At 69.9% G+C, this 23,848-nt stretch carries 19 protein-coding genes; 12 read left to right on the forward strand and 7 right to left on the reverse strand.

The features are described 5' to 3' along the window. Window positions 1-14: 14 nt before the first annotated feature. The 3 genes from BWO91_RS08725 to BWO91_RS08735 are packed head-to-tail and all read right to left on the reverse strand — an operon-like array spanning window position 15 to window position 3,012. Window positions 15-1,172: an FAD-dependent oxidoreductase gene (locus BWO91_RS08725; RefSeq protein ID WP_079002332.1), complete on the reverse strand. Its 1,158-nt coding sequence runs from the start codon at window positions 1,170-1,172 to the stop codon at window positions 15-17. Then, window positions 1,169-1,885, reverse strand: coding sequence for a methyltransferase domain-containing protein (locus BWO91_RS08730; RefSeq protein WP_079002333.1), 717 nt, complete (start codon window positions 1,883-1,885; stop codon window positions 1,169-1,171). Before BWO91_RS08730 ends, BWO91_RS08725 begins: the two co-directional genes overlap by 4 nt. Next, on the reverse strand, window positions 1,885-3,012 hold the full coding sequence (locus BWO91_RS08735; RefSeq protein WP_079002334.1) for a type III polyketide synthase: 1,128 nt from the start codon (window positions 3,010-3,012) through the stop codon (window positions 1,885-1,887). Before BWO91_RS08735 ends, BWO91_RS08730 begins: the two co-directional genes overlap by 1 nt. A 55-nt stretch (window positions 3,013-3,067) precedes the next feature. Here BWO91_RS08735 and BWO91_RS08740 point away from each other — a divergent pair, with 55 nt between their 5' ends. Beyond that, the gene (locus tag BWO91_RS08740; protein WP_079003897.1) at window positions 3,068-3,925 is read left to right on the forward strand and encodes a UbiA family prenyltransferase; all 858 of its coding nucleotides are present in this window, start codon (window positions 3,068-3,070) and stop codon (window positions 3,923-3,925) included. Window positions 3,926-3,934: 9 nt separating this feature from the next. Here the strand turns inward: BWO91_RS08740 and BWO91_RS08745 are convergent, their stop codons facing one another. Beyond that, a complete protein-coding gene (locus tag BWO91_RS08745) occupies window positions 3,935-5,104 on the reverse strand; it encodes a lytic transglycosylase domain-containing protein (protein ID WP_079002335.1) in 1,170 nt (389 codons plus the stop codon). A gap of 116 nt (window positions 5,105-5,220) precedes the next feature. Between BWO91_RS08745 and BWO91_RS08750 the strand changes: the two genes are divergently transcribed. Both BWO91_RS08750 and BWO91_RS08755 read left to right on the forward strand, forming a co-directional pair. After that, window positions 5,221-6,393 carry a glycoside hydrolase family 3 N-terminal domain-containing protein gene (locus BWO91_RS08750; protein ID WP_240555757.1) on the forward strand — a complete coding sequence of 391 codons (1,173 nt, stop codon included), beginning with the start codon at window positions 5,221-5,223 and terminating at the stop codon, window positions 6,391-6,393. Between the two features lie 104 nt (window positions 6,394-6,497). Then, window positions 6,498-7,052 carry a YceI family protein gene (locus BWO91_RS08755; protein ID WP_064295582.1) on the forward strand — a complete coding sequence of 185 codons (555 nt, stop codon included), beginning with the start codon at window positions 6,498-6,500 and terminating at the stop codon, window positions 7,050-7,052. Window positions 7,053-7,114: 62 nt separating this feature from the next. Here the strand turns inward: BWO91_RS08755 and BWO91_RS08760 are convergent, their stop codons facing one another. From BWO91_RS08760 to BWO91_RS08770, 3 genes are all read right to left on the reverse strand, one after another. Further along, window positions 7,115-8,155 (reverse strand): FUSC family protein, encoded by a 1,041-nt coding sequence (locus BWO91_RS08760; RefSeq protein WP_079002337.1) that lies wholly within the window; start codon window positions 8,153-8,155, stop codon window positions 7,115-7,117. A gap of 8 nt (window positions 8,156-8,163) precedes the next feature. Then, window positions 8,164-9,129: an App1 family protein gene (locus BWO91_RS08765; RefSeq protein WP_079003898.1), complete on the reverse strand. Its 966-nt coding sequence runs from the start codon at window positions 9,127-9,129 to the stop codon at window positions 8,164-8,166. 133 nt (window positions 9,130-9,262) lie between these two features. Then, the gene (locus BWO91_RS08770) at window positions 9,263-9,943 is read right to left on the reverse strand and encodes a DedA family protein (RefSeq protein ID WP_079002338.1); all 681 of its coding nucleotides are present in this window, start codon (window positions 9,941-9,943) and stop codon (window positions 9,263-9,265) included. A gap of 201 nt (window positions 9,944-10,144) precedes the next feature. Between BWO91_RS08770 and BWO91_RS08775 the strand changes: the two genes are divergently transcribed. The 9 genes from BWO91_RS08775 to BWO91_RS08815 all read left to right on the forward strand — a co-directional run bounded on the left by BWO91_RS08775 (window position 10,145) and on the right by BWO91_RS08815 (window position 23,819). Continuing rightward, on the forward strand, window positions 10,145-11,566 hold the full coding sequence (locus BWO91_RS08775; RefSeq protein ID WP_079003899.1) for a cytochrome ubiquinol oxidase subunit I: 1,422 nt from the start codon (window positions 10,145-10,147) through the stop codon (window positions 11,564-11,566). Window positions 11,567-11,575: 9 nt separating this feature from the next. Further along, window positions 11,576-12,580, forward strand: a complete 1,005-nt coding sequence (gene cydB / locus BWO91_RS08780; protein WP_064295578.1) for a cytochrome d ubiquinol oxidase subunit II — start codon at window positions 11,576-11,578, stop codon at window positions 12,578-12,580. A 9-nt stretch (window positions 12,581-12,589) separates the two neighbouring features. After that, the gene (gene cydD / locus BWO91_RS08785; protein ID WP_079002339.1) at window positions 12,590-14,296 is read left to right on the forward strand and encodes a thiol reductant ABC exporter subunit CydD; all 1,707 of its coding nucleotides are present in this window, start codon (window positions 12,590-12,592) and stop codon (window positions 14,294-14,296) included. Then, window positions 14,289-15,959, forward strand: coding sequence for a thiol reductant ABC exporter subunit CydC (cydC, locus tag BWO91_RS08790; protein ID WP_079002340.1), 1,671 nt, complete (start codon window positions 14,289-14,291; stop codon window positions 15,957-15,959). The genes cydD and cydC overlap by 8 nt, the downstream gene beginning before the upstream one ends. Next, the gene (locus BWO91_RS08795) at window positions 15,959-17,311 is read left to right on the forward strand and encodes an anthranilate synthase component I family protein (protein ID WP_079002341.1); all 1,353 of its coding nucleotides are present in this window, start codon (window positions 15,959-15,961) and stop codon (window positions 17,309-17,311) included. Before cydC ends, BWO91_RS08795 begins: the two co-directional genes overlap by 1 nt. Before the next feature lie 116 nt (window positions 17,312-17,427). Further along, the gene (gene leuS / locus BWO91_RS08800; RefSeq protein ID WP_153303422.1) at window positions 17,428-19,989 is read left to right on the forward strand and encodes a leucine--tRNA ligase; all 2,562 of its coding nucleotides are present in this window, start codon (window positions 17,428-17,430) and stop codon (window positions 19,987-19,989) included. Window positions 19,990-20,114: 125 nt separating this feature from the next. Further along, a complete protein-coding gene (locus BWO91_RS08805) occupies window positions 20,115-20,534 on the forward strand; it encodes a hypothetical protein (protein WP_153303423.1) in 420 nt (139 codons plus the stop codon). 163 nt (window positions 20,535-20,697) lie between these two features. Further along, a complete protein-coding gene (locus BWO91_RS08810) occupies window positions 20,698-21,399 on the forward strand; it encodes a helix-hairpin-helix domain-containing protein (protein WP_079002343.1) in 702 nt (233 codons plus the stop codon). Window positions 21,400-21,446: 47 nt separating this feature from the next. Beyond that, entirely contained in the window at window positions 21,447-23,819 is a 2,373-nt protein-coding gene (locus BWO91_RS08815; protein WP_153303424.1) for a ComEC/Rec2 family competence protein, read from the forward strand. Window positions 23,820-23,848: the final 29 nt, after the last annotated feature.

Genomic DNA, 23,848 nt, shown 5'->3' on the forward strand with positions numbered 1-23,848 from the left:
GACCTCGGACGGCGTCAGCGCAGCCAGCGCATCGTGTAGGCGTCGGCGAGGATCGGCATCGCGGGACCGTTGAGCGCGGTTCGCAGCGCGAGGTCCCGCACGCCGACGAGCGGGCCCGGCAGTGGACGTCCCAAGCGCATGTTGAGTTCCGCCTGCCAGGAGGCCCGACGGATCGCGCGCTGTTGGCGGGAGACGGCCGCGGCCACGTCGTGCTGTGTCGAGCGATGCCCGGCGGTCATGCGGGCGATCAGTGGCGCGAAGACCCGTGCGTCGGACCAGCCCAGGTTCATGCCCTGGCCGCCGATCGGGCTGATCTCGTGGGCGGCGTCGCCCAGATAGACGACCCGATCGTCGACGACGCGCTTCCGTCGTCGACGGAGCACGCCGAACGCGCTGAGCATGGTGTTCGTCGCCGGGTCGACGTCGTCGCCGGTGCGGTCGGCGACGAGGGACGCGAGGTCGGACGCGGTGGGTTCCGGGCGGGCCGCGTCCTGACCGTCCGAGTACCCGGTGTGTACGACGTATCGTCGCATGCCATGGGGGAGCGGGAAGGACTCGACCACGCCGCGGTGGTGCAGGTGCACCCTGGCGATGGAACCTGCCCCACTCCGATCCGCGACGTCCCCCATGAGGTACCGGTCCCGATACCGGTGCACCGGGCCCGGAGCCTGCATCCCGTCGACGGCGGCGCGTCCGCCTGCTGCGACGACCACGACGGTTGCGCGGGTGCTCACCGTTCCATCGGCGTCGTTCCCGGACACGAGGACACCGTCCTCGGCCGGAGTCAACCGCGTGCAGCTCGTCCCCGTCCGAAGCGATCCCGGTGCGACGGCCTCAAGTCGAGCACGGAGGACCCGTTCGGTCCGCCATTGCTCGAGCGCGGCGACGTAGGGGTGCGGTACGGGCCGATCACGGAACACGACCGCCCCGAGGCGTCGTCCGGCGTTCCAGGCTTCGCCCTGGTCGATCCGGACCGCGTCGCGGCGGATCTCGTCGAGGACGCCGAGCTCCTCGAACAGGTCGAGTGACGGTGGGTGGATCCCGATAGCCCGGGTGCCGGAGGGGGAGTCCGACCGTCGTTCCCAGACGGTCACGTCGACGCCGGCCTGAGCGAGGAGGATCGCGGACACGAGGCCGACCGGTCCGCCTCCGATGACGAGCACCTCGGTCATCGGGGCTCGTCCGCTGCCGACGAGACGGTCTGCGAGAGCAGGAGTCGCATGGGGAACCGACGCTCGACGATCCAGTCGTTCGGCACGACGCGCTGCAGCTCCCCCTGGCGATAGCTGCGACGGATCGAGCGCAGCCCGTCGACGTGGAGGAAGGAGCGCCGTCGTCCTGCACGGGTGGCGAGCCCGTAGACCGCGTACGCGAGTCGGTTGCGCTCGAGGTCGCTGTGCAGGACGAGTCGTCTGGCGATCCGTGAACTGTCCGCGAGCAGGCTCGACAGTCCCGCGGGATCGAGGTGGTGGAGCACATGGTTGGACAGGACGATGTCGGCCTCCTCGCCAGCGGCGACGAGGTCGCTGCTGTGCGCCGGACGGAAGGCGACGGGGCCATCGAGGTACCGGCGACGGGCGAAGGCCACGGACCGCTCGTCGGGATCGATCCCCACCACCTGCACGCGGAGGTGGTCGGCCCTCGCCCAGTCGGCGATGGCCACGGCGACATCGCCGCCACCGAAGCCGATGTCGAGGATCGTCGTGGTCCGGGACGGGCGGAGGAGTGGACGGATGCGTGACCGGTACAGGCCACGCCAGCCCGAGACGAGCCGGTTCACCGTCTCGAACCTGGCGTAGGTGGCGTCCAGCAAAGCGGGATCGCAGTCGGGGTCGTCCATCAGTTCGAGGAGATCCGTCGCACGGCGGCCGAGGTCGGGCAGCATCAGACTCGGCCGGCCCGGAGCCGGAGCAGTGCGCTCTCGATCGTCAGTCCCGGACCGAAGGCGAGCGCGCACACCCGTTCATCGGCGTCAGCCGGCGCGCCGTCGAGCAGACGCTGGAGGATGAAGAGCACGGTGGCGCTCGACATGTTGCCGTACTCGCGGAGCACCGTGCGTGACGGAGCCAGCAGTTCGTCGTCGAGCCCGAATCCGCGCTGGACCCGGTCGAGGATGCTCCGGCCACCGGGATGGATCGCCCAGCGATCGATCGATGAGACCGGGGCGTCGTCGGCTGCGGCGAGGAGTGGGCGGAGGGCGATCTCGAGATGCTCGCCGATCAGCTTGGGCACCGCGCCGCTCAAGACCATCTCGAACCCGTGATCGCCGATCGTCCAGGCCATCTCCGTCTCGCCGTCCGGCACGAGCGCGGTGGACCAGCCGTCGAACTCGAGCACGGGCGCGGAGGATCCGGTGTCCCGACCGGTCACGACGGCGGCCGCAGCACCGTCGGCGAACACCGAGGAACCGAGGATCACGTCGGGGTCGTCGGAGGAACGGAGGTGGATGGAGCAGAGCTCGATGCAGACCACGAGGACGACGGCGTCGGGGTCTGCTGTACAGAACGCCTCTGCGGCGCGAAGGGCGGGGAACGCGGCGAAACACCCCTGGAACCCCAGGTGGTAGCGCTCCGTGCCCGGGTCCAGCCCGAGGTCGCGCACGAGGAGGTATTCCGGGCCGGGCGCGAAGAACCCGGTGCAGGACGCGGTTACGACGTGGGTGACGTCCGCCGCCGACAGACCGGGGGCGGCGTCCAACGCCCGCCGTGCGGCCTCCAGGAGCAGCGGGGGAGCGTGCTCGATGTAGGCGTCGTTCCGCACGCCGGTGGGCGGGGAGAGCACCTGCCGCTGAGCCGCGTCGTAGAAGGCGGCCGTGGTCGTCTCGACCTCGTGGTCGAAGGCGTCGATGACGGTGTGCCTGGTGTCGATCGCGGACGCGTCGAACGCCGCGCCGATCAGACGCTGGGCGAGCCGGGTCCGCCCGGGTTGGTCGCGGAACACATCCCTGATCTCGTCTTGATGAAGGATGGTCTGAGGAACGGCCACGCCGATCGCCCTCACGGAGACGGTCATGCTGCAGTGTACCGCCGTGGCATGGGTGTCACCCTAAGCTGAGGCGGTGTTCTCCATGGTCCGTCGTCTGTTCGCGTCCTCCCATCCCGGACCGACCGTCGCGGTGACCGTCCTCGCCGTCGTGCTCGGATCGGCCGTCGGCCTGCCACCCCTTCGGACGGCCCTGCTCGCCGTGGTGGTGTTCGTCGGACAACTCTCGATCGGCTGGTCCAACGACTGGCTCGACGCCAGACGCGATCATCGCTCGGGACGACAGGACAAACCGGTCGCACGCGGCGACCTCAGCGTCTCGGCAGTCCGGGCGGCGGCGCTGCTGGCCGGTGCGGCGAGCATTCCGCTCTCGGCATCCCTCGGCTGGGCGTCGGCTGCCTCGCACCTGCTCTTCCTGGTCTGCGGGTGGGCGTACAACCTGGGCCTCAAGTCGACGGCCTGGTCGGTCGTCCCGTTCATCGTGGGGTTCGGCGCACTGCCCGCCGTGGTCACCTTCGCTGCGGTCCCGCCGATCGTGCCGGCCGCGTGGACGCTCGCGGTCGGTGGACTGTTCGGTGTGGCGATCCACTTCACGAACGCCCTACCCGATCTCGAGGACGACCTGCGGACCGGGGTCCGCGGTCTGCCGCACCGGCTCGGCGCGCGGACCGCCGGTCGGACGGCCTTCATCGCCCTCGGCGTCTCAGGTATGGTCGCCGTCCTCGGACAGAGCGGGATCTTCGTCGGCAGGCCCATCGCCCCGCCGATCGTCGGGGTGCTGGGCGCGGTCGGCGTCCTCGCGCTCGTCGTGTGGGGGCTCGTGCTCGTCGGAACCCGAGCGCCGGACCGTCTGCTGTTCCGACTGATCATCGGGGCCGCCCTGCTCGTCACCGTGGTGCTGGCAGTGGCCGGGACGAATCTCGGCGCGGCCCAGGTTGGTTGAGACGAGGCGTCAGTACCAGTTGGTCGCTTCGGAGTGCGCCCACGCGCCGCAGGGGGAGCCGTACCGGCTGTCGATGTAGCTCAGGCCCCAGTTGATCTGCGTCGCCGCATTGGTGCGCCAGTCGTCGCCGGAGCTGGCCATCTTGCTCCCGGGCAGAGACTGCGGGATGCCATAGGCGCCGCTGGACTCGTTGTAGGCGTTGACGCGCCAGCTCGACTCCCGGGTCCAGAGCTGCAGGAGGCACTGGAATTCTCCGCTACCCCAGCCGTAGGCGCCGATCGCGGACTGCGCGTACGCCTTCGCGCCGGCCGGGTCGGCTGCCAGGTCCGGCGGCGGAGCGCTTGTGGAACCCTCGCCACCGGTCGCCTCGTTGCGTCGCTGCTCTTCCGCCGCGATCGCCTCCTGGCTCTGCGCGTAGGCCTGTTCGACCGCCGCCGTGGTGTTCTTGAGGACGGCGAGCTGCTGGTATAACCGGTCGCGATTGGCCTGCTGCTCGGCGACCGCCGCATCTGCGGCGTCGCTCGCGGACTGCGCCGTCTCGTAGCTGGCATCAGCCGCCTCCGAGAGTCGCTGACGTTCGGTCTCCGCCGCCGTCGCCTGCTCAGCGAGCGCGGTCGCCGTGTTGCTCGCGGCGGTCGCGGACGCGAGGTCTTGCGCCGAGGTCTCGCTCAGCTTGCTGATCGCACTGAGTTTGGAGAGGAGGTCGTCGTCGGCCGCACCGGAGAGGACGAGGGAGAGCGTCGGATCGACGCCTCCGGTGCGGGTCATCTGGGCGATGACCGCGCCGGCCTGACGCTTGCTCGATGCCGCTGCCGACACCGCTGCCGTCGCCTGCGCACTGATGGTGTCGGCGACGGCGGCTTGCGCCTCGAACGCCGCCTTCGCTTCACCTGCCGCCGCACCCTGGCGGACGGCTTCGTCGCCGAGCCGGGCGGATTCGTCGCGCAGACCGTCGAGGAGGGAGACGATCCGGTCGGCTTCGGCCTGAGCGGTCGATTCGTTCGCTTTGGCCGCCTGGACGTCGTCCCAGCTCGGGTAGTCGGCGGTCCGGAACGAGGTGGGGGTCACGGCGGCCGCCGGGCTCGCGACCGACACCGCGATGACGAGCGCGGCTCCGAGGGCTGCGGCTCGCGAGACGCCCCTCGAGCGGGGCGAGAGGGCTGTCAGCGGCTTGCGCATGCGTCCATCCTGGCGGTCACCCACGCAAGTGTAGCCGTCGATGTCACATTCGTCACTCCTGCCACACCGCGAGCGACGCCCAGCCTGCATGGAAGATCCGAGCCTAGAGTGGGCCGGTGCAGCTGGGACGACGAGGGTTTCTCGCAGTCGGCGCCTCGATGGCGGCGGGTGCCGTCCTCGGCCTGTCCGGGTGCACGGGGCCCGGATCCTCGAAGCCGACGAACCGTCCCACGAGCACGACTCCGGCTGCAGCCGACCAGCGTGCGGCCGCCGAACTCGCAGCGATGACCCTGGAACAGCGGATCGCGTCCATGCTGATGCTCCACGCTCCAGGAACCGACCCGGGCACGCTCCGGGCGTTCGTCGAGCGGTATCAGCCGGGCGGCTTCATCATCATGGGCGACAACGTGCCGGGCCTCGCGGGGCTGCCTGCGGTGACGAGTGCCCTCAGCCCCGACCCGACCATGCCGCTGCTCATCGGCATCGACCAGGAGGGCGGCGATGTCCGGCGCATCGACGAGGACGTCTTCGCCGCTGCCGACACCCTGAAGTCGCAAGCGCCCGCTGCGAGCGAGGAGGCGTTCCGCCAGCGAGCGGCCATGCTCGCCGGTACGGGTTGCTCCGTCAACTTCGGCATCGTCGCGGACGAGACCGCCGATCCGAACTCCTTCATCTTCGACCGTGCCCTCGGGACGACGCCGGATGCCTCGGCGGAGCGGGTGGCCGCGGCCGTCCGTGGTGAGCGGGGCGCGGTGCTCAGCACGTTGAAGCACTTCCCCGGCCACGGGCAGGCGCCGGGGGACTCGCACTCGACGGTCCCGACGACGGCCATCGGTGCCGCGGACTGGGCTGCGACCGACGCCCTGCCGTTCGTCGCCGGTATCGAGGCCGGAGCCGAGGTCGTGATGTTCGGCCATCTGGTCTATTCGGCGGTCGACGCCGCGCCGGCGACGCTGTCGGCGGCGTGGCACGAGCGCCTCCGGAACGACCTCGGCTTCACCGGCATCACGATCACCGACGACATGCTCATGCTGCAGCACACCGGCCTGGCGGAGTACCGGAACCCCTCGGAGAACGCGATCCGCGCCGTGGCCGCCGGGAACACGATGCTGCTGTTCGTCCTCGGGGCTGACCCGTCGTCGACCGGTGTCGACCCGGCCGTACTCGTGGCCGACATCGCCGCCGCGGTCCGGTCCGGCAGGATTCCGGAGTCGACGGTCGCCGATGCGGCGCACCGACTGCTCCGCGTCCGGCTCGGCCTGCCGTCGCTCCGGCCGATGTCGCGCTGATGTCGGTGAGGAGAATTTCTCGGGGATGTGGGAATAGCTTCCAGGTCCGTGCGTTTGAATAGAACGTGGCGCGAGTGCGCCGACATCGACGCAAGGAGTACCGCATGACCGACACCCTGACGATTCCCGGCTACAAGGTTGGCACCTGGGAGGTCGACACCACGCACAGCGAGGTCGGCTTCAGCATCCGCCACATCATGGTCTCGAAGGTCAAGGGCAAGTTCGAGCGCTTCAACGCGACGTTCGTCACGCCGGAGAACCCCCTCGAGACGAAGGTCACCGCGTCCGCCGAGGTCGCATCGATCAACACGAACCAGCCCGACCGCGACGGTCACCTCCGCACCGGTGACTTCTTCGACGCCGAGACCTACCCGACGATCGACTTCGTCTCGACCGGCGCCCGCGCCAAGGGCGACGACTTCCTCGTGGACGGCGACCTCACGATCAAGGGCGTGACCAAGCCCGTCACCTTCACCGTCGAGTTCGGCGGCTTCGCGACCGACCCCTACGGCAACTACAAGTTCGGCGCCACGGCGACCACCAAGATCAACCGCGAGGACTTCGGCCTCACCTACAACGCGGCGCTCGAGACCGGCGGCGTTCTGCTCGGCAACGACGTCACGATCACCATCGAACTGCAGGCCGCGCACCAGGCGTAGTCCCAGGACGTCGAAGGGCCGGTGGAGCTTCGCTCCGCCGGCCCTTCGTGTATCCGGCCGACTCAGGTCGGTTCGCCGACGATCTCGTCGCGTACGCGGCGGAGGTCCTCCATGAGCGATCCGATCAGGATCCAGTGCTGGGGGTGCGGGCGGGCGATCACGAGGGGAGCGGTCAGCGCCGGGATCTCCGCGGTCTCGGTCGGTGGCTCGTCGGACGTGGCACGATCGTTCACGAGCAGCCTGAGATCGTGGGCCGCTCGCGTCAGCTCGACGGCGATGTCCGCCACCGTCGGCTCCTCGTGCAGGGTCGGGTCGTCGTGGTCGTGCACCGATCGCGCCATGCCGAGGGTCCTCGTGACCACCGGCTCCAGTCGACGCAGCAGCAGGCGCTGACGGTCGAGCTCGTCGCGGTGCCTCGATCGACGAGGGTTGAGCAGCAGGCTGTCATCGCCTTCCTTCACCGCGGCGATCGCCCGGTCTCGCAGGGGCTTCAGCGCGCGGGCCTCCTGGAGCAGCGCCACCAGCTCCGCGTCCGAGTTCGCGCGCGTGAGTGAGGTGGCGAGATGGTCCAGGGTGTCGGCGCACGCGAGCGCGAGGGCGGTCACCGCCGCCTTCGCGGGAGCGAGGAGGACCGGTGCGACGAGGACGACGTTGACGAGCAGCCCGATGCCCGCACCGAGCACGGTCTCGACGATCCGCGCGACCGCGTAGTCCGGGGTCGCAGCGCCGATCGACAGCACGAGCATCGCACTGATCGGGATCTGGTTCGCGGATCCGGGCCCGAGGCGGAGGACCCATCCGAGCAGGATGGAGATGACGATGGCCAGGAGCACGATCCAGGCGGAGTGTCCGAAGACGATCCCGATGGCCGTCGCGAGGATGACGCCGGTGATGACCCCGAGGCTGCGCTCGAGCGCCTTCCCGAACGACTGGTTGACGCTCGGCTGCACCACGAGGATGGCCGCGATGGCGGCGAAGACCGGGAGCTGGCCCGGGATGATCGTGATCGCGACGATCCAGGACGCGATGGCGGCCAGCGCCGTCTTCAGCACCTGGAGCAGGGGCAGGCGCGATCTGGTGCGCAGGACGGGGACGACGGACATCGGTGCCGTCAGAGCTTGTCGTGGAGCTGGTCGAGCAGTTCTGCACCGTTCCCCGCGTAGACCCAAGGGGCGCCCGCGTGCTGGGTGCCGACCTTCGAGCGTCCACCGGCGAGCACCGCTTCACCGGGGGAGAGCTGACGGATCGCCACGGCGGCGACGCGGTCGGGGTGGCGTTCCTCGAAGCTCCGGTAGAGGGCCTCGTCGTGCTGTCCGTCGTCGCCCACGAGCAGCCACCGCAGACGAGGGAAGTCCTCGGCGAACCGGTCGAGGTTGTTGCGCTTGTGCTCGCGACCGCTGCGGAAGAACCGGTCGTGCGTCGGACCCCAGTCGGTGAGGAGGAGGGCGCCGGCCGGGTAGAGGTTGCGGGAGAGGAACCGGGTGAGCGTCGGCGCGACGTTCCAGGCGCCGGTGGAGAGGTAGATGATCGGCGAACCGGGGTGCTCACGCGCCGTGCGCTCGAGGAAGACCGCCATACCTGGTACCGGTGTCCTGGCGTGCTCGTCGAGGACGAAGGTGTTCCAGGCCGCGACGAGCGGGCGGGGGAGCGCCGTCACCATCACCGTGTCGTCGATGTCGGAAACGATGCCGAACTCGATGTCGTCGGCGACGATGAAGACCGGCGCTTCGACCGGGTCGCTGCCCTCCGAGCTCAGTCTGAGGGTGTGCCAGCCTGGGGTGAGCGAGACCTGGACCACCGCGTCGACCACGCCGCCTCGGTCGCCCGTGACCGTGTGACGCTGCCCGTCGACCTCCACCTCGACCGTCGGGTCGGCGATGCTCAGCGCGAAGAAGCTCTTCCAGCCGCGCACCTTCTGCTGCGGTTGGACGGTGGTCTTACCCGGTTCCGCCAGGACGACCCTGGCCAGGACACGGATCCAGGACGTCGATCCGTAGCCGGTGAAGGGGATGACCGCCGCCTCGCGTCCGTGCCGCCTCGCACGACGCTGGCGGCGCAACTGGACGGCGTCCTCCATCCGTGCGGCGAAGTGCCGGATCTGCTCGGCGGCGTCGGAGGAGGCCGTTGGACGATCGTCGGATGCCTTCACCCGTTCAGTCTGTCATGCCGGTGCGTCCGGCCCGCCGTCTCGCGGCGATGACGGTCGTCTGCTACTGGGGCGTCGAGTCGTCGTCGGGTGGTGTCGCGTCCTCCTGGGCCAGCATGTGTCGCTCCTCGCTCCGCTGGAGGAGTCGCTTCACGACGAGGACCACGACGGCGAAGACGACGATGATGCCGACGAAGACGTAGCCCGCCCAATGGAGTCGGTCCGACAGCTCGCGATAGCTGCCCGCGGCCAGTGCGCCGACGGAGACGTAGGCCGAGGACCAGATGACGCAGGCGGGCAGCGTCCAGGAGATGAAGCGTCGGTAGCTCATCGTGCTCATCCCGACCGTGAGAGGGATCAGCGAGTGCAGGACCGGGAGGAACCGCGAGATGAAGACGGCGATGCCGCCCCGCCGGTCGAGATAGCGCTCGGCCCGGGCCCAGTGCCGCTCGCCGATCCGGCGGCCGAGTCTGCTGGCACGGATGCGCGGGCCGAACCAGCGGCCGAGCGCGAAGCCCACCGACTCACCGATGAGCGCGCCGGTGATGACGGCCAGGATCATCGAGATCCACTGGACGGGTCCGACGACGGCGGTGCTGGCGACGATGACGACCGTGTCGCCCGGGACGACGAGGCCGACGAGGACCGAGGTCTCGAGCATGATGCCGACGCCGGCGAGGATCGTGCGCGTCACGGGGTCGACGCTCTGCACCAGGTCGAGCAGCCAGCCGAGCACGTCGTTCACGGCTCAGAGCCTACTGCCGCGGTTGTGGGAGCGGCTCGGAAACGCCTGTTAGGACACCCTTGGATGTGTGGTCTGACCACAGGCGTGAAGTCCTGTACCATTGATCTCGACGACATGGATCGAAGCCACGGGGATGACCACCCCGATCGGGCCGCACCTGCGCCGCCTTCCCTGGATGCCGCGAAAAATGGAGTGTTCATCGTGAACGACCTTCTCGACCCGCTACTGCTGTCCCGATGGCAGTTCGGCCTCACCACCGTCTACCACTTCATCTTCGTACCGCTCACCATCGGCATGGCGGTGACGGTCGCAGGGTTCCAGACCGCCTGGGTCCGGACCGGCAAGCTGCACTACCTGCAGCTCACCCGATTCTTCGGGAAGATCTTCCTCATCAACTTCGCCATGGGCGTCGTGACGGGCATCGTCCAGGAGTTCCAGTTCGGCATGAACTGGTCCACCTACTCCAGGTTCGTCGGCGACGTCTTCGGCGCACCGCTGGCACTCGAGGGCCTGCTCGCCTTCTTCCTCGAGGCGACGTTCATCGGGCTCTGGATCTTCGGCTGGGACAAGCTGTCACCGAAGCTCCACCTCGCCACCATCTGGATCGTGGCGCTCGGCACCGTACTCTCGGCCTACTTCATCATCGCGGCGAACGCCTTCATGCAGAACCCGGTCGCCTTCCGGATCAACGAGGAGCGCGGTCGCGCCGAGCTCACGAACATCTGGGAGCTGCTGACCAACAAGGTCGCCCTGGCAGCCTTCCCGCACACGATCTTCGCGTGCTTCATGGTCTCCGCAGCCGTCATCATCACCGCTGCGGCCTGGCACCTCGCCCGGGGCCAGCACGTCGAGGCGATGCGCCCGGCGCTCAAGGTCGGAGCGTGGAGCATGCTCCTCGCGGGCGGTGCCACCATGCTCGCCGGCGACCAGCTCAGCCTCGCCATGGTCGAGACCCAGCCGATGAAGATGGCGGCTGCGGAGGCGATGTACAACACGGCGAGCGGTGCCGACGCCTCGTTCTCGATCTTCACCCTCGGCACGCCCGACGGCGTCCACGAGCTCTTCTCGATCCGTATCCCGTACCTCCTGTCGTTCCTCTCGACCCACACCTTCGACGGCACGGTGGAGGGCATCAACGACCTGCAGGCGCAGTACACCCAGCTCTACGGTCCGGGCGACTACTCGCCCGTCATCTGGGTCACCTACTGGGCGTTCCGCTGGATGATCGGTCTCGGCCTCGCCTCGATGCTCGTCGCGGCCGCCGGTCTCTGGTTCACCCGCAAGGGCCGCGAGCCGAAGCGCTGGATGTGGCGCGTTGCGGTCTGGGCCGTCCCGATGCCGTTCCTCGCCATGACCATGGGTTGGGTCTTCACCGAGATGGGCCGCCAGCCGTGGATCGTCTTCAGCCTGTTGAAGACGGAGGACGCGGTCTCGCCGAACACCACCGGCCTCGACGTCCTGATCTCGTTGATCGCCTTCACCGTCGTCTACGGATCGCTGCTGGTCGTCGAGTTCGGCCTCCTGAAGAAGACGATCAAGGCCGGGCCCGACCCGATCGAGCTGTCCGAACCCGACGAGGACGGCGTGCAGAAGCCCGCCGCCCCCGCGACCACGGTCTACTAGGAGCGCATCATGGACCTCACGATTCTCTGGTTCTGGATCATCGCCGCACTGTTCGTCGGCTACTTCGTCCTCGACGGCTTCGACTTCGGCGTCGGCATGACGATCCCCTTCCTCGGGAAGGACGAGACCGACCGCCGGATGCTCATCAACACCATCGGGCCGGTCTGGGACCTCAACGAGACCTGGCTGATCGTCGCCGGTGCGAGCCTCTTCGCCGCCTTCCCCGAGTGGTACGCGACCCTGTTCAGCGGCTTCTACCTCCCGCTGCTGTTCATCCTGCTCGCGCTCATCATCAGAGGGGTGTCGTTCGAGTACCGGCACCAGCGGCCGGAAGCCTCCTGGAAACGGCGCTTCGACCTCATGATCATCGTCGGCTCGGCCCTGCCGGCCTTCCTCTGGGGCGTCGCCTTCGCGAACATCGTCCAGGGCGTCCCGCTCGACGCCGACCACAATTTCACCGGCACGCTCTTCACCCTGCTCAACCCGTACGGCATCCTCGGTGGTCTCACGACGCTCGTGCTCTTCTTCGCCCACGGAGCCGTGTTCGCCTCGCTGAAGACCGAGGGCGACATCCGCGAGCGCGCCCGCCGCCTCGCGAGCCGTGCCGGGCTTGTCGCGATCCTCCTCGCGGCGTCGTTCCTCGGCTGGACCGTCCTCGCGCACTTCTCGCTCCCGGTGCTGATCCTCGCCGCCATCGCCGCGGTCTCGCTCATCAGCGCCTGGTTCGCGAACAGCCGAGGGCTGGAGGGCCGTGCGTTCGCGCTCATGGCCGTGACCGTCGCGGCGGCCGTGCTCACCCTGTTCACCGCGCTCTTCCCAGCGGTGATGCCGGCGAGCAACGACCCGGCGAACAGCCTGACGATCGCGAACGCCTCCTCGACCGAGTACACCCTCACGGTGATGTCGTGGACCGCCCTGATCTTCCTGCCGCTGATCCTCGCCTACCAGGGATGGACGTACTGGGTGTTCCGCAAGCGCATCACGCGGAAGCACATCGAAGCCGCCGCGCACTAACCTGTCATCGTGCGCCCCCTCGATCCGCGACTGCTCCGCTATGCCCGCGGAGCCCGGTCGGTCCTCGGACTCGGCGCGGTCATCGCGCTCGTCCAGACCGCCTGCACGCTCGGGTTCGCCTGGTTCGTCGCCCAGCTCGTGTCCCGGTCGATCGCGGGGGATCCGGTCGAGGAGCTCCTGCCGTCGCTCTGGCTGCTGATCGGCATCGTGGTGCTGCGTGCCGGGACCGTCCTGGCATCCGACTCGGTGAACGCCCGTGGCTCCGCGATCGTCCGCAGTCAGTTGCGGCGGGCCCTCGCGGGTGCGTTCGAGACGCTCGGGCCGGGGTGGGTCTCGCGTCGGAACTCCGCCGCACTGACGACCGTGGCGGGCCGCGGGCTCGACGCCCTGGACGCGTACTTCGGTCGCTATGTCCCGCAGCTCATCCTCACGGCGATCGCCATGCCGATCATCGCGGCGGTGATCTTCGTCCAGGACCCGCTCAGCGGCATCACGGTGATCGTGACGCTCCCGCTCATCCCCGTCTTCATGATCCTCATCGGATTCGCGACCCAGGCGGTGCAGCGGCGCCAGTGGGAGACCCTGGCCCACCTGTCGCGCGGGTTCCTGGAGCTCGTCGCGGGCATGGCGACCCTCAAGCTGTTCGGACGGCAGCACCGGCAGGTGCAGCGGATCCGGACCGTCACCGAGGAGTACCGCGTCGAGACGATGAAGGTCCTGCGGTTCTCGTTCGTGAGCGGCTTCGCCCTCGAGCTGCTGTCGAGTCTCGCGGTCGCCGTGGTCGCGGTCGGCATCGGCCTGCGGCTCCTCGACGGCTCGCTCCTCCTCGGAACCGGGCTCTTCGTGCTGATCCTGGCCCCGGAGGCCTTCCTGCCACTGCGGAACGTCGGTGCGAACTACCACGCGGCCGCGGAGGGCGTCACCGCCGCCGACGAGGTCTTCGAGATCCTCGACGAAGCGAAGGCCGTGCGCGAATCGCCGTCGGCTCCTGATCAGGTCGGCGATTCTGCAACGGTCGGCGACTCCGCTCGCCCGACGTCTGGCCTGGTACTCGACGGTCTCGGCGTGCAGTACGACGAGCTGCGGGTGCTGGACGGCCTCGACGCGACGTTCCCGGCCGGCGTGTTGACGGCTGTCGTCGGCGCCAGCGGAGCCGGGAAGACGAGCATGGCGTCCGCGATCCTCGGATTCGTGGACGCCACCGGATCGATCCTGCACGACGGCGGACGCGTGCCGCCCACGCCCGGCGGACGACGCTGGCTGTCGTGGGCGCCGCAGCGTCCGGTCCTCATCGCCGGGACGGTCGGCAGCAACGTCGCGCTGGGCGACGGCGCCCCTGACGAGGCGCTCATCGTCGAGGCGTTGTCGGCACTCGGGCTGTCCGCGCTGCCGCTCGGACACCCCATCGGCGCGGTCGGCGACGGCGTGAGCGGTGGGCAGGCGCAACGGATCGCGATCGCGAGGGCCCTCTACCGGCTGCGGCGCACCCCGGCGGATGCCGGAACGCCGGTGCTGCTGCTCGACGAACCGAGTTCGGCGCTCGACGCCGCGTCCGAGGCGCTCGTCATCGAGGCCGCGCGCGACGCCGCTCGGGCCGGGGCGGTCGTGATCGTCATCACCCACCGACCGTCGATCGTCGAACACGCGGATGCCGTGCTCGAGATCCGCGTGCGGTCGGAACGCGTCCAGGACGACGAGGTGATGCTCCATGGATGAGCGCGTCCGACAGATCATCCGACTGGCGCAGCCACCGGCTCGCCGCTTCGTCCCTGGACTCCTGGCCGGCATCCTCTCCGCGGGGGCCGCCGTAGCGCTCCTCGCTTCGAGCGCGTTCCTCATCACGAAGGCCGCCGAGCAGCCCTCGATCGTCGAGCTGGGTGTCGCCGTCGTCGGGGTGCGCGCGTTCGCGCTGGCCCGGGCGTCCTTCCGGTACCTCGAACGCCTGCTGAGCCACGATGCTGCATTCCGTCAGTTGGCGCAGCTGCGCGCCGGCATCATCGAACGCGTCATCCCGGTGGCTCCCGACGGACTGCAGCTCACCGGGCGGGGCGACCTCCTCACCCGCCTGGTGACCGATGTGGACGAGCTGCAGAACGTGCCGTTGCGGGTCGTCCAACCACTGGTGGTGTCGGGTGTCGTCGCCGGAGCCTCCGTCATCCTCACGACCGCGCTGCTCCCGGCCGCCGGGATCGCGCTCGCGGTCTGCCTCGTCGCGGCATTCCTCGTCTCGTGGTTGCTCGTGAGTCGGGTGGCGGCGCGCGCCGAACGCGAACTCGCGCCGCTGCGCGGTGCGCTGTCGGAAGCCCTGCTCGAGCTCGTGACCGGTCTCGACGTGCTGACCGCCTACGGCGCGGTCGATGCCGCGCGGGCACGGATCGAACATGCCGACGCGGCACTCACGCGCGCGATGGTGCGGCGGGCCGCGGGCGCTGGGGTGGCCGGCGCCGTCCTTTCCCTGGCTTCCGGGGCGTCCGTCGTCGCGGCGCTCTGGGCAGGCATGCCTGCACTGGGAACGATCGGCGGCCCGGCGCTCACCGTGATCGTCCTCGTCCCGCTCGCCGTGTTCGAGGTCTGCGCGATGGTGCCGCTCGCGTTCGGGGCCTGGCGGGAAGCGGTCGCGAGTGCTGAGCGCGTGGCGGACGCGGTCCCGAGCGAGCGCCCACGCGAGATCCCGGACGAGGACTCCGGCAGCATCCTCACGCCGACCTTCGACGGCGTCATGCTCGAGGCGGAGCACCTCAGCGCACGTTGGCCCGGGAGTACGGCGGCGGCGCTCGCACCGATCAGCTTCCGGCTGTCGGCCGGCGACCGACTGCTCGTCGAAGGCGACAGCGGAGCCGGGAAGACCACCCTGGCGCACACCCTCGTCCGCTTCCTCGAGTACGAGGGTGGGTACCGCGTCGGCGGCGTCGAGGCACGCGACCTCCGTCCGGACACGCTGCGCGAGTCGATCGGGCTCGTCGAGCAGCGTCCGTTCCTCTTCGACGCAGACATCCGCCAGAACCTCCTCTTCGCGAGGGACACGGCCGACGACGCGGAGCTCGAGGCCGTACTCGAGCGGGTCGGGCTCTCGTCCTGGCTCGCCGAGCGTGGTGGACTCGACCGCCCGGTGGGGGAGCACGGCGCGCTCGTCTCCGGGGGGCAGGCGCAGCGCATCGCCCTCGCCCGTGCGCTCCTCCGCGAGTTCCCCGTGCTCGTGCTCGACGAGCCGACGGCCAACGTCGATCCCGAGCGTGCGACCGCCTTGCTCGAGGATCTGCTCGGTGTCGCGGGATCCGAGGGTCGTGCGGTCATCGTGATCTCGCACACGCCGGTTCCCGACGAGCTCGTGACCGGTCGCCTCCGGATCGTCGCGCCGCCGATCGCGGCCGTCGGCTGATGCGATCCACCGGAGCACGCCGGCAGGTCGTCCTCCCGGCCTGGTCCGAGCCGGAGGACGTCTACCGCCGCGTGTTCGCTGACGAGCCCTGGGCGGCCTGGTTGGATTCGGGCCAGGGCGCCCGGACCGGCGTCAGTCTCATCGGACGCGGGACCGAACGCCTCGTCGCGGACGTCCGGCTCGGCACGGTGGAGCGCGTCAGCCAGGTGTCAGCCTCGGTCGACCGGACGACGATCCTCGACGCCCTCCGCACCGTGCGTGCGGAGGGCGACCCGGGCGATTGGGTCGGGTGGTTCGGCTACGAGTCGGGGGCAGGGCTCGTCGGGGTTCCTGCACACGCGGCCGCCACCCCGGATGCGCTCTTCCTGCGCCTCGACGATCAGGTGCGGTTCGACCATGCGGCGCGGACGGTGACGATCTCGTCGGACGATCCCGACTGGATCGCGACGACCGTCGAGCGGCTCAGCACGGCGGCCGAGCCTCCTCCCGTGGCCGAGGCTGCCGGCGGGGTCTGCGCGCCTCGCCACAGCGACGCCGCATACGTGCGGCTCGTCGAGCGGTGCCAGGAACACATCACCCGTGGGGACGCCTACCAGCTGTGCCTGACGAACCACCTGCGCGTCGACGGGGTCCATGACCCGCTCGCGACCTATCTGCTGCTGCGCAGGACGAGCCCCACGCACCACGGCGGCTTCCTCCGGTTCGGTTCGATCAGTCTCGCGAGCGCGTCTCCGGAGCAGTTCCTCGAGGTCTCGGCCGACGGCCGCGTCCGGACGAAGCCGATCAAGGGGACCCGGCCGAGAGGCGCCGATCCCGAGGAGGACGCCCGTCAGCGCGCCGATCTGCTCGCGAGTCCCAAGGAGCGCGCTGAGAACCTCATGATCGTCGATCTGATGCGGAACGACCTCTCCAGAGTCTGCGAGCTGGGTTCCGTGGCGGTGACGGCGCTCCACCACGTCGAGAGTTACCCGCAGGTGCACCAACTCGTCAGCACCGTCGAGGGACGGTTGCGCGCAGGGCTGGATGCACTCGACGTCGTCGAGGTCGCGTTCCCGGCCGGATCGATGACCGGGGCCCCGAAACGCCGGGCGATGGAGCTGCTGTACGACCTCGAAGCGGGGCCGCGCGGGGTGTACGCCGGTGCCTTCGGCCTGCTGTCCGCGGACGGATCGATGGACCTCGCCATGGTCATCCGCTCGATCGTGATCGATCCGCAGGGTGCGTCGATCGGCACGGGTGGTGGCATCACGGCGCTGTCCGACGCCCGGGAGGAGCTCGAGGAGACGTGGACCAAGGCGGCGGCCCCGCTGGCAGCACTCGGCGTCGGACGTCCGCCTGCCGAATCCCGGTAGGCTTGACCGTTGGACGGAGCGCCGTCGTGCGCTCCAGCCCGTCCATCCTGCGGCCGAGCGCCGTGCGAGCAACCCACGGGATTCCACCCCCAGCACCTGCAGTGATTGAGAGTGACGTGTCAGACGAGCGCAACACCGACGACCGCCGAGACGGCGAGCGGTACGACTTCCAGGCGATCCAGGAGAAGTGGCTTCCCGTCTGGGACGAGCTGAAGCCCTTCGCAGCAGGAGATCCTGCCGACAAACGTCCGCGCAAGTACGTGCTCGACATGTTCCCGTATCCCTCGGGCGACCTGCACATGGGTCACGCCGAGGCGTTCGGTTTCGGCGACATCGTCGCGCGGTACTGGCGTCACCAGGGCTTCAACGTCCTGCACCCGATCGGCTGGGACTCGTTCGGTCTCCCCGCCGAGAACGCGGCCATCCAGCGCGGTGTCGACCCGCGCGAGTGGACCTACGCGAACATCGCGCAGCAGAAGGCCAGCTTCCGTCAGTACGGCCCCTCGTTCGACTGGGACCGCGAGCTCCACACGAGCGACCCCGAGTACTACCGGTGGAACCAGTGGCTGTTCCTCCAGCTGTTCGAGAAGGGCCTCGCGTACCGCAAGGCGAGCCCCGTCAACTGGTGCCCGAACGACCAGACCGTGCTCGCGAACGAGCAGGTCGTCGACGGACACTGCGAGCGCTGCGGCGCCGAGGTGACGAAGAAGAAGCTCACCCAGTGGTACTTCCGCATCACCGACTACGCGGACCGCCTGATCGACGACCTCAACCAGCTCGAGGGCACCTGGCCGGCCAAGGTGCTCAGCATGCAGCGGAACTGGATCGGTCGATCCAACGGTGCGGACGTCTCGTTCTCCATCGAGGGTCGTGCCGAGCCGGTCTCCGTGTACACGACCCGACCCGACACGCTGTACGGCGTGACGTTCATGGTCGTGGCGCCCGACTCCGAGCTCGCAGCCGAGCTCGTCGCCGACACCTCCGACGAGGTCAAGGGGCGCTTCCAGGCCTACCTCGACAGCGTCAAGGGCGAGAGCGAGATCGCTCGGCTCGCGACCGACCGCCAGAAGACCGGCGTGTTCCTCGAGCGCTACGCGATCAACCCGCTGAGTGGCGAGCGCCTGCCGATCTGGGCGGCCGACTACGTCCTGGCCGACTACGGTCACGGGGCGATCATGGCGGTTCCCGCGCACGACCAGCGCGACCTCGACTTCGCGCGGGCGTTCGACCTGCCCGTGCGTGTCGTGGTGGACACCACCCAGCCCGTCACCGGCGCCATCCCGATCATCGTCGACGGAGAGCTGCCGGAGGACCTCCCGTCGATCGATCCCGCCAAGACGGGTGTCGCGCTGACGGGCGACGGTCGCCTGACGAACTCCGGCCCGTTCGACGGCCTGAGCAAGGCGAACGCGATCCCGAAGGTCACTGCGGCGCTCGCGTCGAGCGGTCTCGGCGCGAAGACGAAGAACTACCGTCTCCGCGACTGGCTCATCTCGCGACAGCGCTACTGGGGCACGCCGATCCCGATCATCCACTGCGACGCCTGTGGCGAGGTGCCGGTCCCCGAGGACCAGCTCCCCGTGCGGCTGCCGGACGCCGCGGGTCTCGACCTGCGTCCGAAGGGCATGAGCCCGCTCGCGGCGGCAGCGGACTGGATCAACGTGGACTGCCCCTCGTGCGGGAAGCCTGCGAAGCGCGACTCCGACACGATGGACACCTTCGTCGACAGCTCGTGGTACTTCCTCCGGTTCCTGAACCCGACCTCCGACGAGATCGCGTTCGACCCGAAGGAGGCCGACAAGTGGGCCCCGGTCGACCAGTATGTCGGTGGTGTCGAGCACGCGATCCTGCACCTGCTCTACTCGCGGTTCATCACGAAGGTCCTGTTCGACCTCGGCAAGGTCGGCTTCACCGAGCCCTTCAGCGCGCTCCTCAACCAGGGCATGGTCATCCTCGACGGTTCGAAGATGAGCAAGAGCAAGGGCAACCTGGTGGAGTTCGCTCAGGAGCTGAGGTCGTACGGCGCCGACGCCCTGCGCGTCACGATGGCGTTCGCCGGTCCTCCGGAGGACGACATCGACTGGGCGGACGTCTCGCCGGCCGGTTCGGCCAAGTTCCTGGCACGCGCCTGGCGGGTCGCGCACGACGTCACCAGCTCGCCCGACGTCGCCTGGAAGGACGGCGACGAGAAGCTGCGGAAGGTCACGCATCACTTCCTCGCGGAGGCTCCAGGCCTCATCGAGGCGGGCAAGTTCAACGTCGTCGTGGCACGGCTCATGGAGCTCGTCAACGCGACGCGGAAGGCGATCGACGCCGGGCCCGGCGCGGGCGACCCCGCCGTGCGCGAGTCCGCCGAGGTGACGGCCATGGCGCTCGACCTCTTCGCACCGTTCACCGCCGAGGACATGTGGGCCAAGCTCGGCTACCAGCCGTCGATTTCGCTGGTGCCGTGGCGGAAGGCCGACCGGTCGCTGCTGGTCGAGGACCAGGTGACCGCGGTGGTCCAGGTCGACGGCAAGGTCCGCGACCGGCTCGAGGTGTCGCCGAAGATCTCCGGTGACGAGCTCGAGCAGCTCGCACGCGCGAGCGCGGCCGTGCAGCGTTCCGTGGGTGACCGCGAGATCGTCAACGTCGTGGTGCGTGCCCCGCGTGTGGTGAGCATCGCCACGAAGGGGTGATGCGGTTCGGGGCGGGCCCTGTGGCCCGTCCCGAACACGCTCGGAGCGCTGGGCGCCACCCTCGAGTCCGATCCGCTTGTCCCATCCGGCGGCAGTCTGCCCTGCTTCCTCGGTAGCATGACCGGGTGATCGCTCCCGCCCCAGCCGTACGAACGCTCCGCGTGTTCCAGATCCTGTGGGTGGTCGGCTTCCTCGTCGGGACGACGACGCACACCGCGGATCTGATCCTCGGCGGGTTGGACGTCTACGGCGGCTTCCCGCCCGGCGTCCGGCTGTTCTGGGTGACACTCACGGTCTTGGACCCCATCACCGCTGTGTTGATCGTCCTTCGACGGCGCTCCGGCATCGTGCTCGGTATCGCGGTGATCGTCGCCGACATCGCCGTGAACTGGACCGTCTTCGTGCTGCTCGGCGGACTCTCGTGGTTCGGCGTCGTCAATCAGAGCCTGTTCGCGGTGCTCATCGTCGTGACCGCTCGCCCGCTGTGGATCTGGTTCGGGCAGTCTTCGACGCGAGAGGGGGCTGAGCCAGCCAGAGTGGCCTGACCCCCCGGTCGGAAGACGACCAGTCAACACCGAGGCGCTCGGTGAGCTGACTGCATTCTGCATCCCAGGCGAACGCGCTCCACAGGGGTCGTCGCGGTGCGGTCGGTGCCCATGGCGACGGCGAGCGTGTGGTGCGGGGCGTCCGGGCTCGTAGCGTTCGAGGATGACCATCGAACCGGAACCCACGTCCCACCCGGTGCCGTCCAGGCGTTCGTCCACGCGCCGTGTGCTCGGTGAGCTACCGCGCCCGGAGTTCCGCGCCGGGGCGGTCGTCGTGCTGGTGATCGCGGCGCTCGTGGTCGCCATCCTCGTCTCGCTGTTCACCTCAGGCGGGGCGGTCAGGACGATCGGTGGGGTGGAGCTGTCGGCTGACGCGAGCGCCGTGCCCGCCGCCACACCGGGATCGACCACGCCCGCCGGCTCGGCGGCGGGAGAGCTGTTCATCCATGTACTCGGAGCGGTCGCGGCCCCTGGTGTCTATCGGCTGCCGGACGGATCACGTGCGTTCGATGCGGTGGCGTCCGCCGGCGGCCTCCTACCGGAAGCGGACACCAGTGCCGTGAACCTCGCACGGTTCGTGAACGACGGCGAGCAGCTCTATGTCCCCGTGGTCGGCGAGGTGCCACCTGGCGGAGGCGCGAGCGGGTCGGCTGCCGGGAGCCCGTCCGGCTCGCAGCTCGTCAACGTGAACACGGCATCCGCGGCCGAACTCACCGCACTGCCGCGGATCGGGGAGGCCCTGGCTGCACGCATCGTCGCCTGGCGGGAGGCGAACGGGCCGTTCGCCACCCTCGACGACCTGAGCGCGGTCGAAGGCATCGGTGCGAAGACCCTCGAGGGGCTTCGCGCGGCGGCGACGGTGTGACCGCGGACGCGGCCGCCGGACCGACGTCCGGGCGAGGTGAGCGCGCGATGCGGTTCCCACGCCTCCTCATCCCGGCGGCAGTCACCTGGGTCGGTGCGGCCGTCTGCAGCGCGGCTCCGACGCTGGCCTGGGGTGGGGTACTGGTCGCGTTCGTCGTCGCCTCCGCCTGCCTCGGGTGCAGCACGGTCGTCCGGCGTCGCCGTGCAGAGTATCGCCCGGGCGAGCGCCGGACAGGGTCTGTCGTCATCACGACACTCTTGCTCTGCGCGTGTGCTGCGGCGCTGTTCGGCATGGTCGCCGCATCGATCGCCGCACGCGCGCCTGATCGGCAGCCGGAGGCGCTGCAAGCGCTCGGGAGCACGCCCGTCACCGCCGAGGTCGTGGTGACCGGCGACGCCGTGCCCACCGGTTCGGTCACGGCTGCACCCACGGTTCGGTTCGCGGCCGACCTGGTGACGGTCTCGGACGACGGGGGAGCACCGGAGGGCCTCTCGGTCCCGGTCCTCGTCTTCGCACCGGTGCCGGCGGATCGGGCGCCGAGGATCGGTGAGCGCTGGCGCGTCGATGGCCCCCTCCGATGGAATGCACCGGGTGATGCGCGGGCAGCGCTGCTGTTCGCACGGAAACAACCCGAGCTGCTGGGGGAGCCACCGGCGATCCTCGACTGGTCGGCGTCACTGCGTTCCGGCCTGGTCGGGGTCGCGTCCACCTTGCCCGGCCCGGGTGGGGAGCTGCTGCCCGGCCTCGCGATCGGCGATGTGAGCCAGGTGAGCGACGCGGTCACGGAGTCGATGCAGCGCAGTTCGCTCTCGCATCTGACGGCCGTGTCCGGCGCGAACTGTGCGGTCATCGTGTGGCTCGTCAGCACCGCGGTCGCGGTACTCGGCGGTGGGCGGAAGCTCAGGATCGCCTGTGCCCTACTGTGCCTCGCCGCCTTCGTGGTCCTCGTGACGCCCCAACCGAGCGTGCAGCGGGCAGCACTCATGGCTGCCTTCGTCCTGGTGATGGGCGGCTTCGGGCGGCCGATCCGTGGCCTCGCCGCGCTGTCGTTGGCGGTGGTCGTGCTCCTCGTCGCCGACCCCTGGCTGGCCGGGCAGTACGGTTTCGGACTCTCGGTGCTCGCCACCAGCGGTCTCCTGCTCCTGAGCGGACCCCTCACGGACCTGCTCGGTAGGTGGCTGCCGCGGGGGATCGCGGCCCTCATCGCGATCCCGGCGGCCGCCCAGCTCGCCTGCCAGCCGATGCTCGTCCTCCTCGACCCCGCGATCCAGCTCGGCGGTGTCCCGGCGAATCTGCTCGCGGGCCCGGCCGCCGCGCCCGCGACCATGCTCGGACTGCTCGCCTGCGTGCTGGTCCCGTTCGCACCACCACTCGCACTGCTCGTCGCGTGGCTCGGGTGGGTGCCCGCGACCTGGATCGCCGCGGTGGCCCGGTGGTTCGAGGGCGTCCCTGCTGCGCGGGTGCCGTGGCCGGAGGGGCCGCTGGGCGTCGTGCTCGTCACCGTGCCGACGGCCCTGATCGCCACGCTCCTGCTGTTCCGTCGGGATCTGCCTCCGCGGTGGTCGAGGACGATCGGGGTGGCGGTGGTCGTGTCGCTCGTGGCACTGTGCGGTCGGGCGGTCGGGGACGGACTCGGCCCGGCCCTGCACCGGCCGGGCGACTGGATCGTCGCCGCCTGCGACGTCGGTCAGGGCGACGCGGTCCTCCTGCGACAGGGCACCGCCACCGCGCTCGTCGACGTCGGGCCCGACCCAGAACCGCTCCGCGCGTGTTTGGACGCGCTCGGGGTCTCACGCATCGAGCTGCTCGTCCTCACCCACTACGACCTCGACCACGTTGGAGGCCTCGACGCGGTCGTCGGCAGGGTCGACGAGGTGCTGCTCGGGCCGGTCGACGACCCGGAGGACGAGCGCATCGCTCGAGTGCTCCGAGCGGCCGGTGCCGAGGTGCGACAGGCCGGCGCCGGAGACCAGGGGGTGCTGGGGGATCCGGAGAGCGCGGCGCCATGGCGCGTCCTGTGGCCGGACCCCGCGGCAGGCAGCGTCGAACCGGGGAACGATGCGAGCGTGGTGGTCCGGTTCGATCTCCTCGACGCATCGGTGCTGCTGCTCGGCGACCTCGGTGAGGAGGCACAGGACCGGCTACTCGGTCGGCACACGCTCGGGGACGCGGTCGACATCGTCAAGGTGTCGCATCACGGTTCGGCCGATCAGAGCGACCGCCTAGCGCGCCGGGTGGGCGCGACGGTGGCGCTCGTCTCCGTCGGGGCCGACAACGGCTACGGGCATCCGACGCGCTCAGCGCTCGAGCTCTACGAGGCCACCGGTGCCGAGGTCCTCCGCACGGACGAGTCGGGGACCATCGTCCTCGGCCCGGGCGACGGTGGCGGGTTCCGCGTGTGGTCGGAGCGCGGCGGGTGAGCCGCCGACCGCCCCGCCTGGCGTCGGCG

This window comes from Plantibacter flavus, from assembly GCF_002024505.1.
GTDB classification, from domain to species: Bacteria; Actinomycetota; Actinomycetes; order Actinomycetales; family Microbacteriaceae; genus Plantibacter; species Plantibacter flavus_A.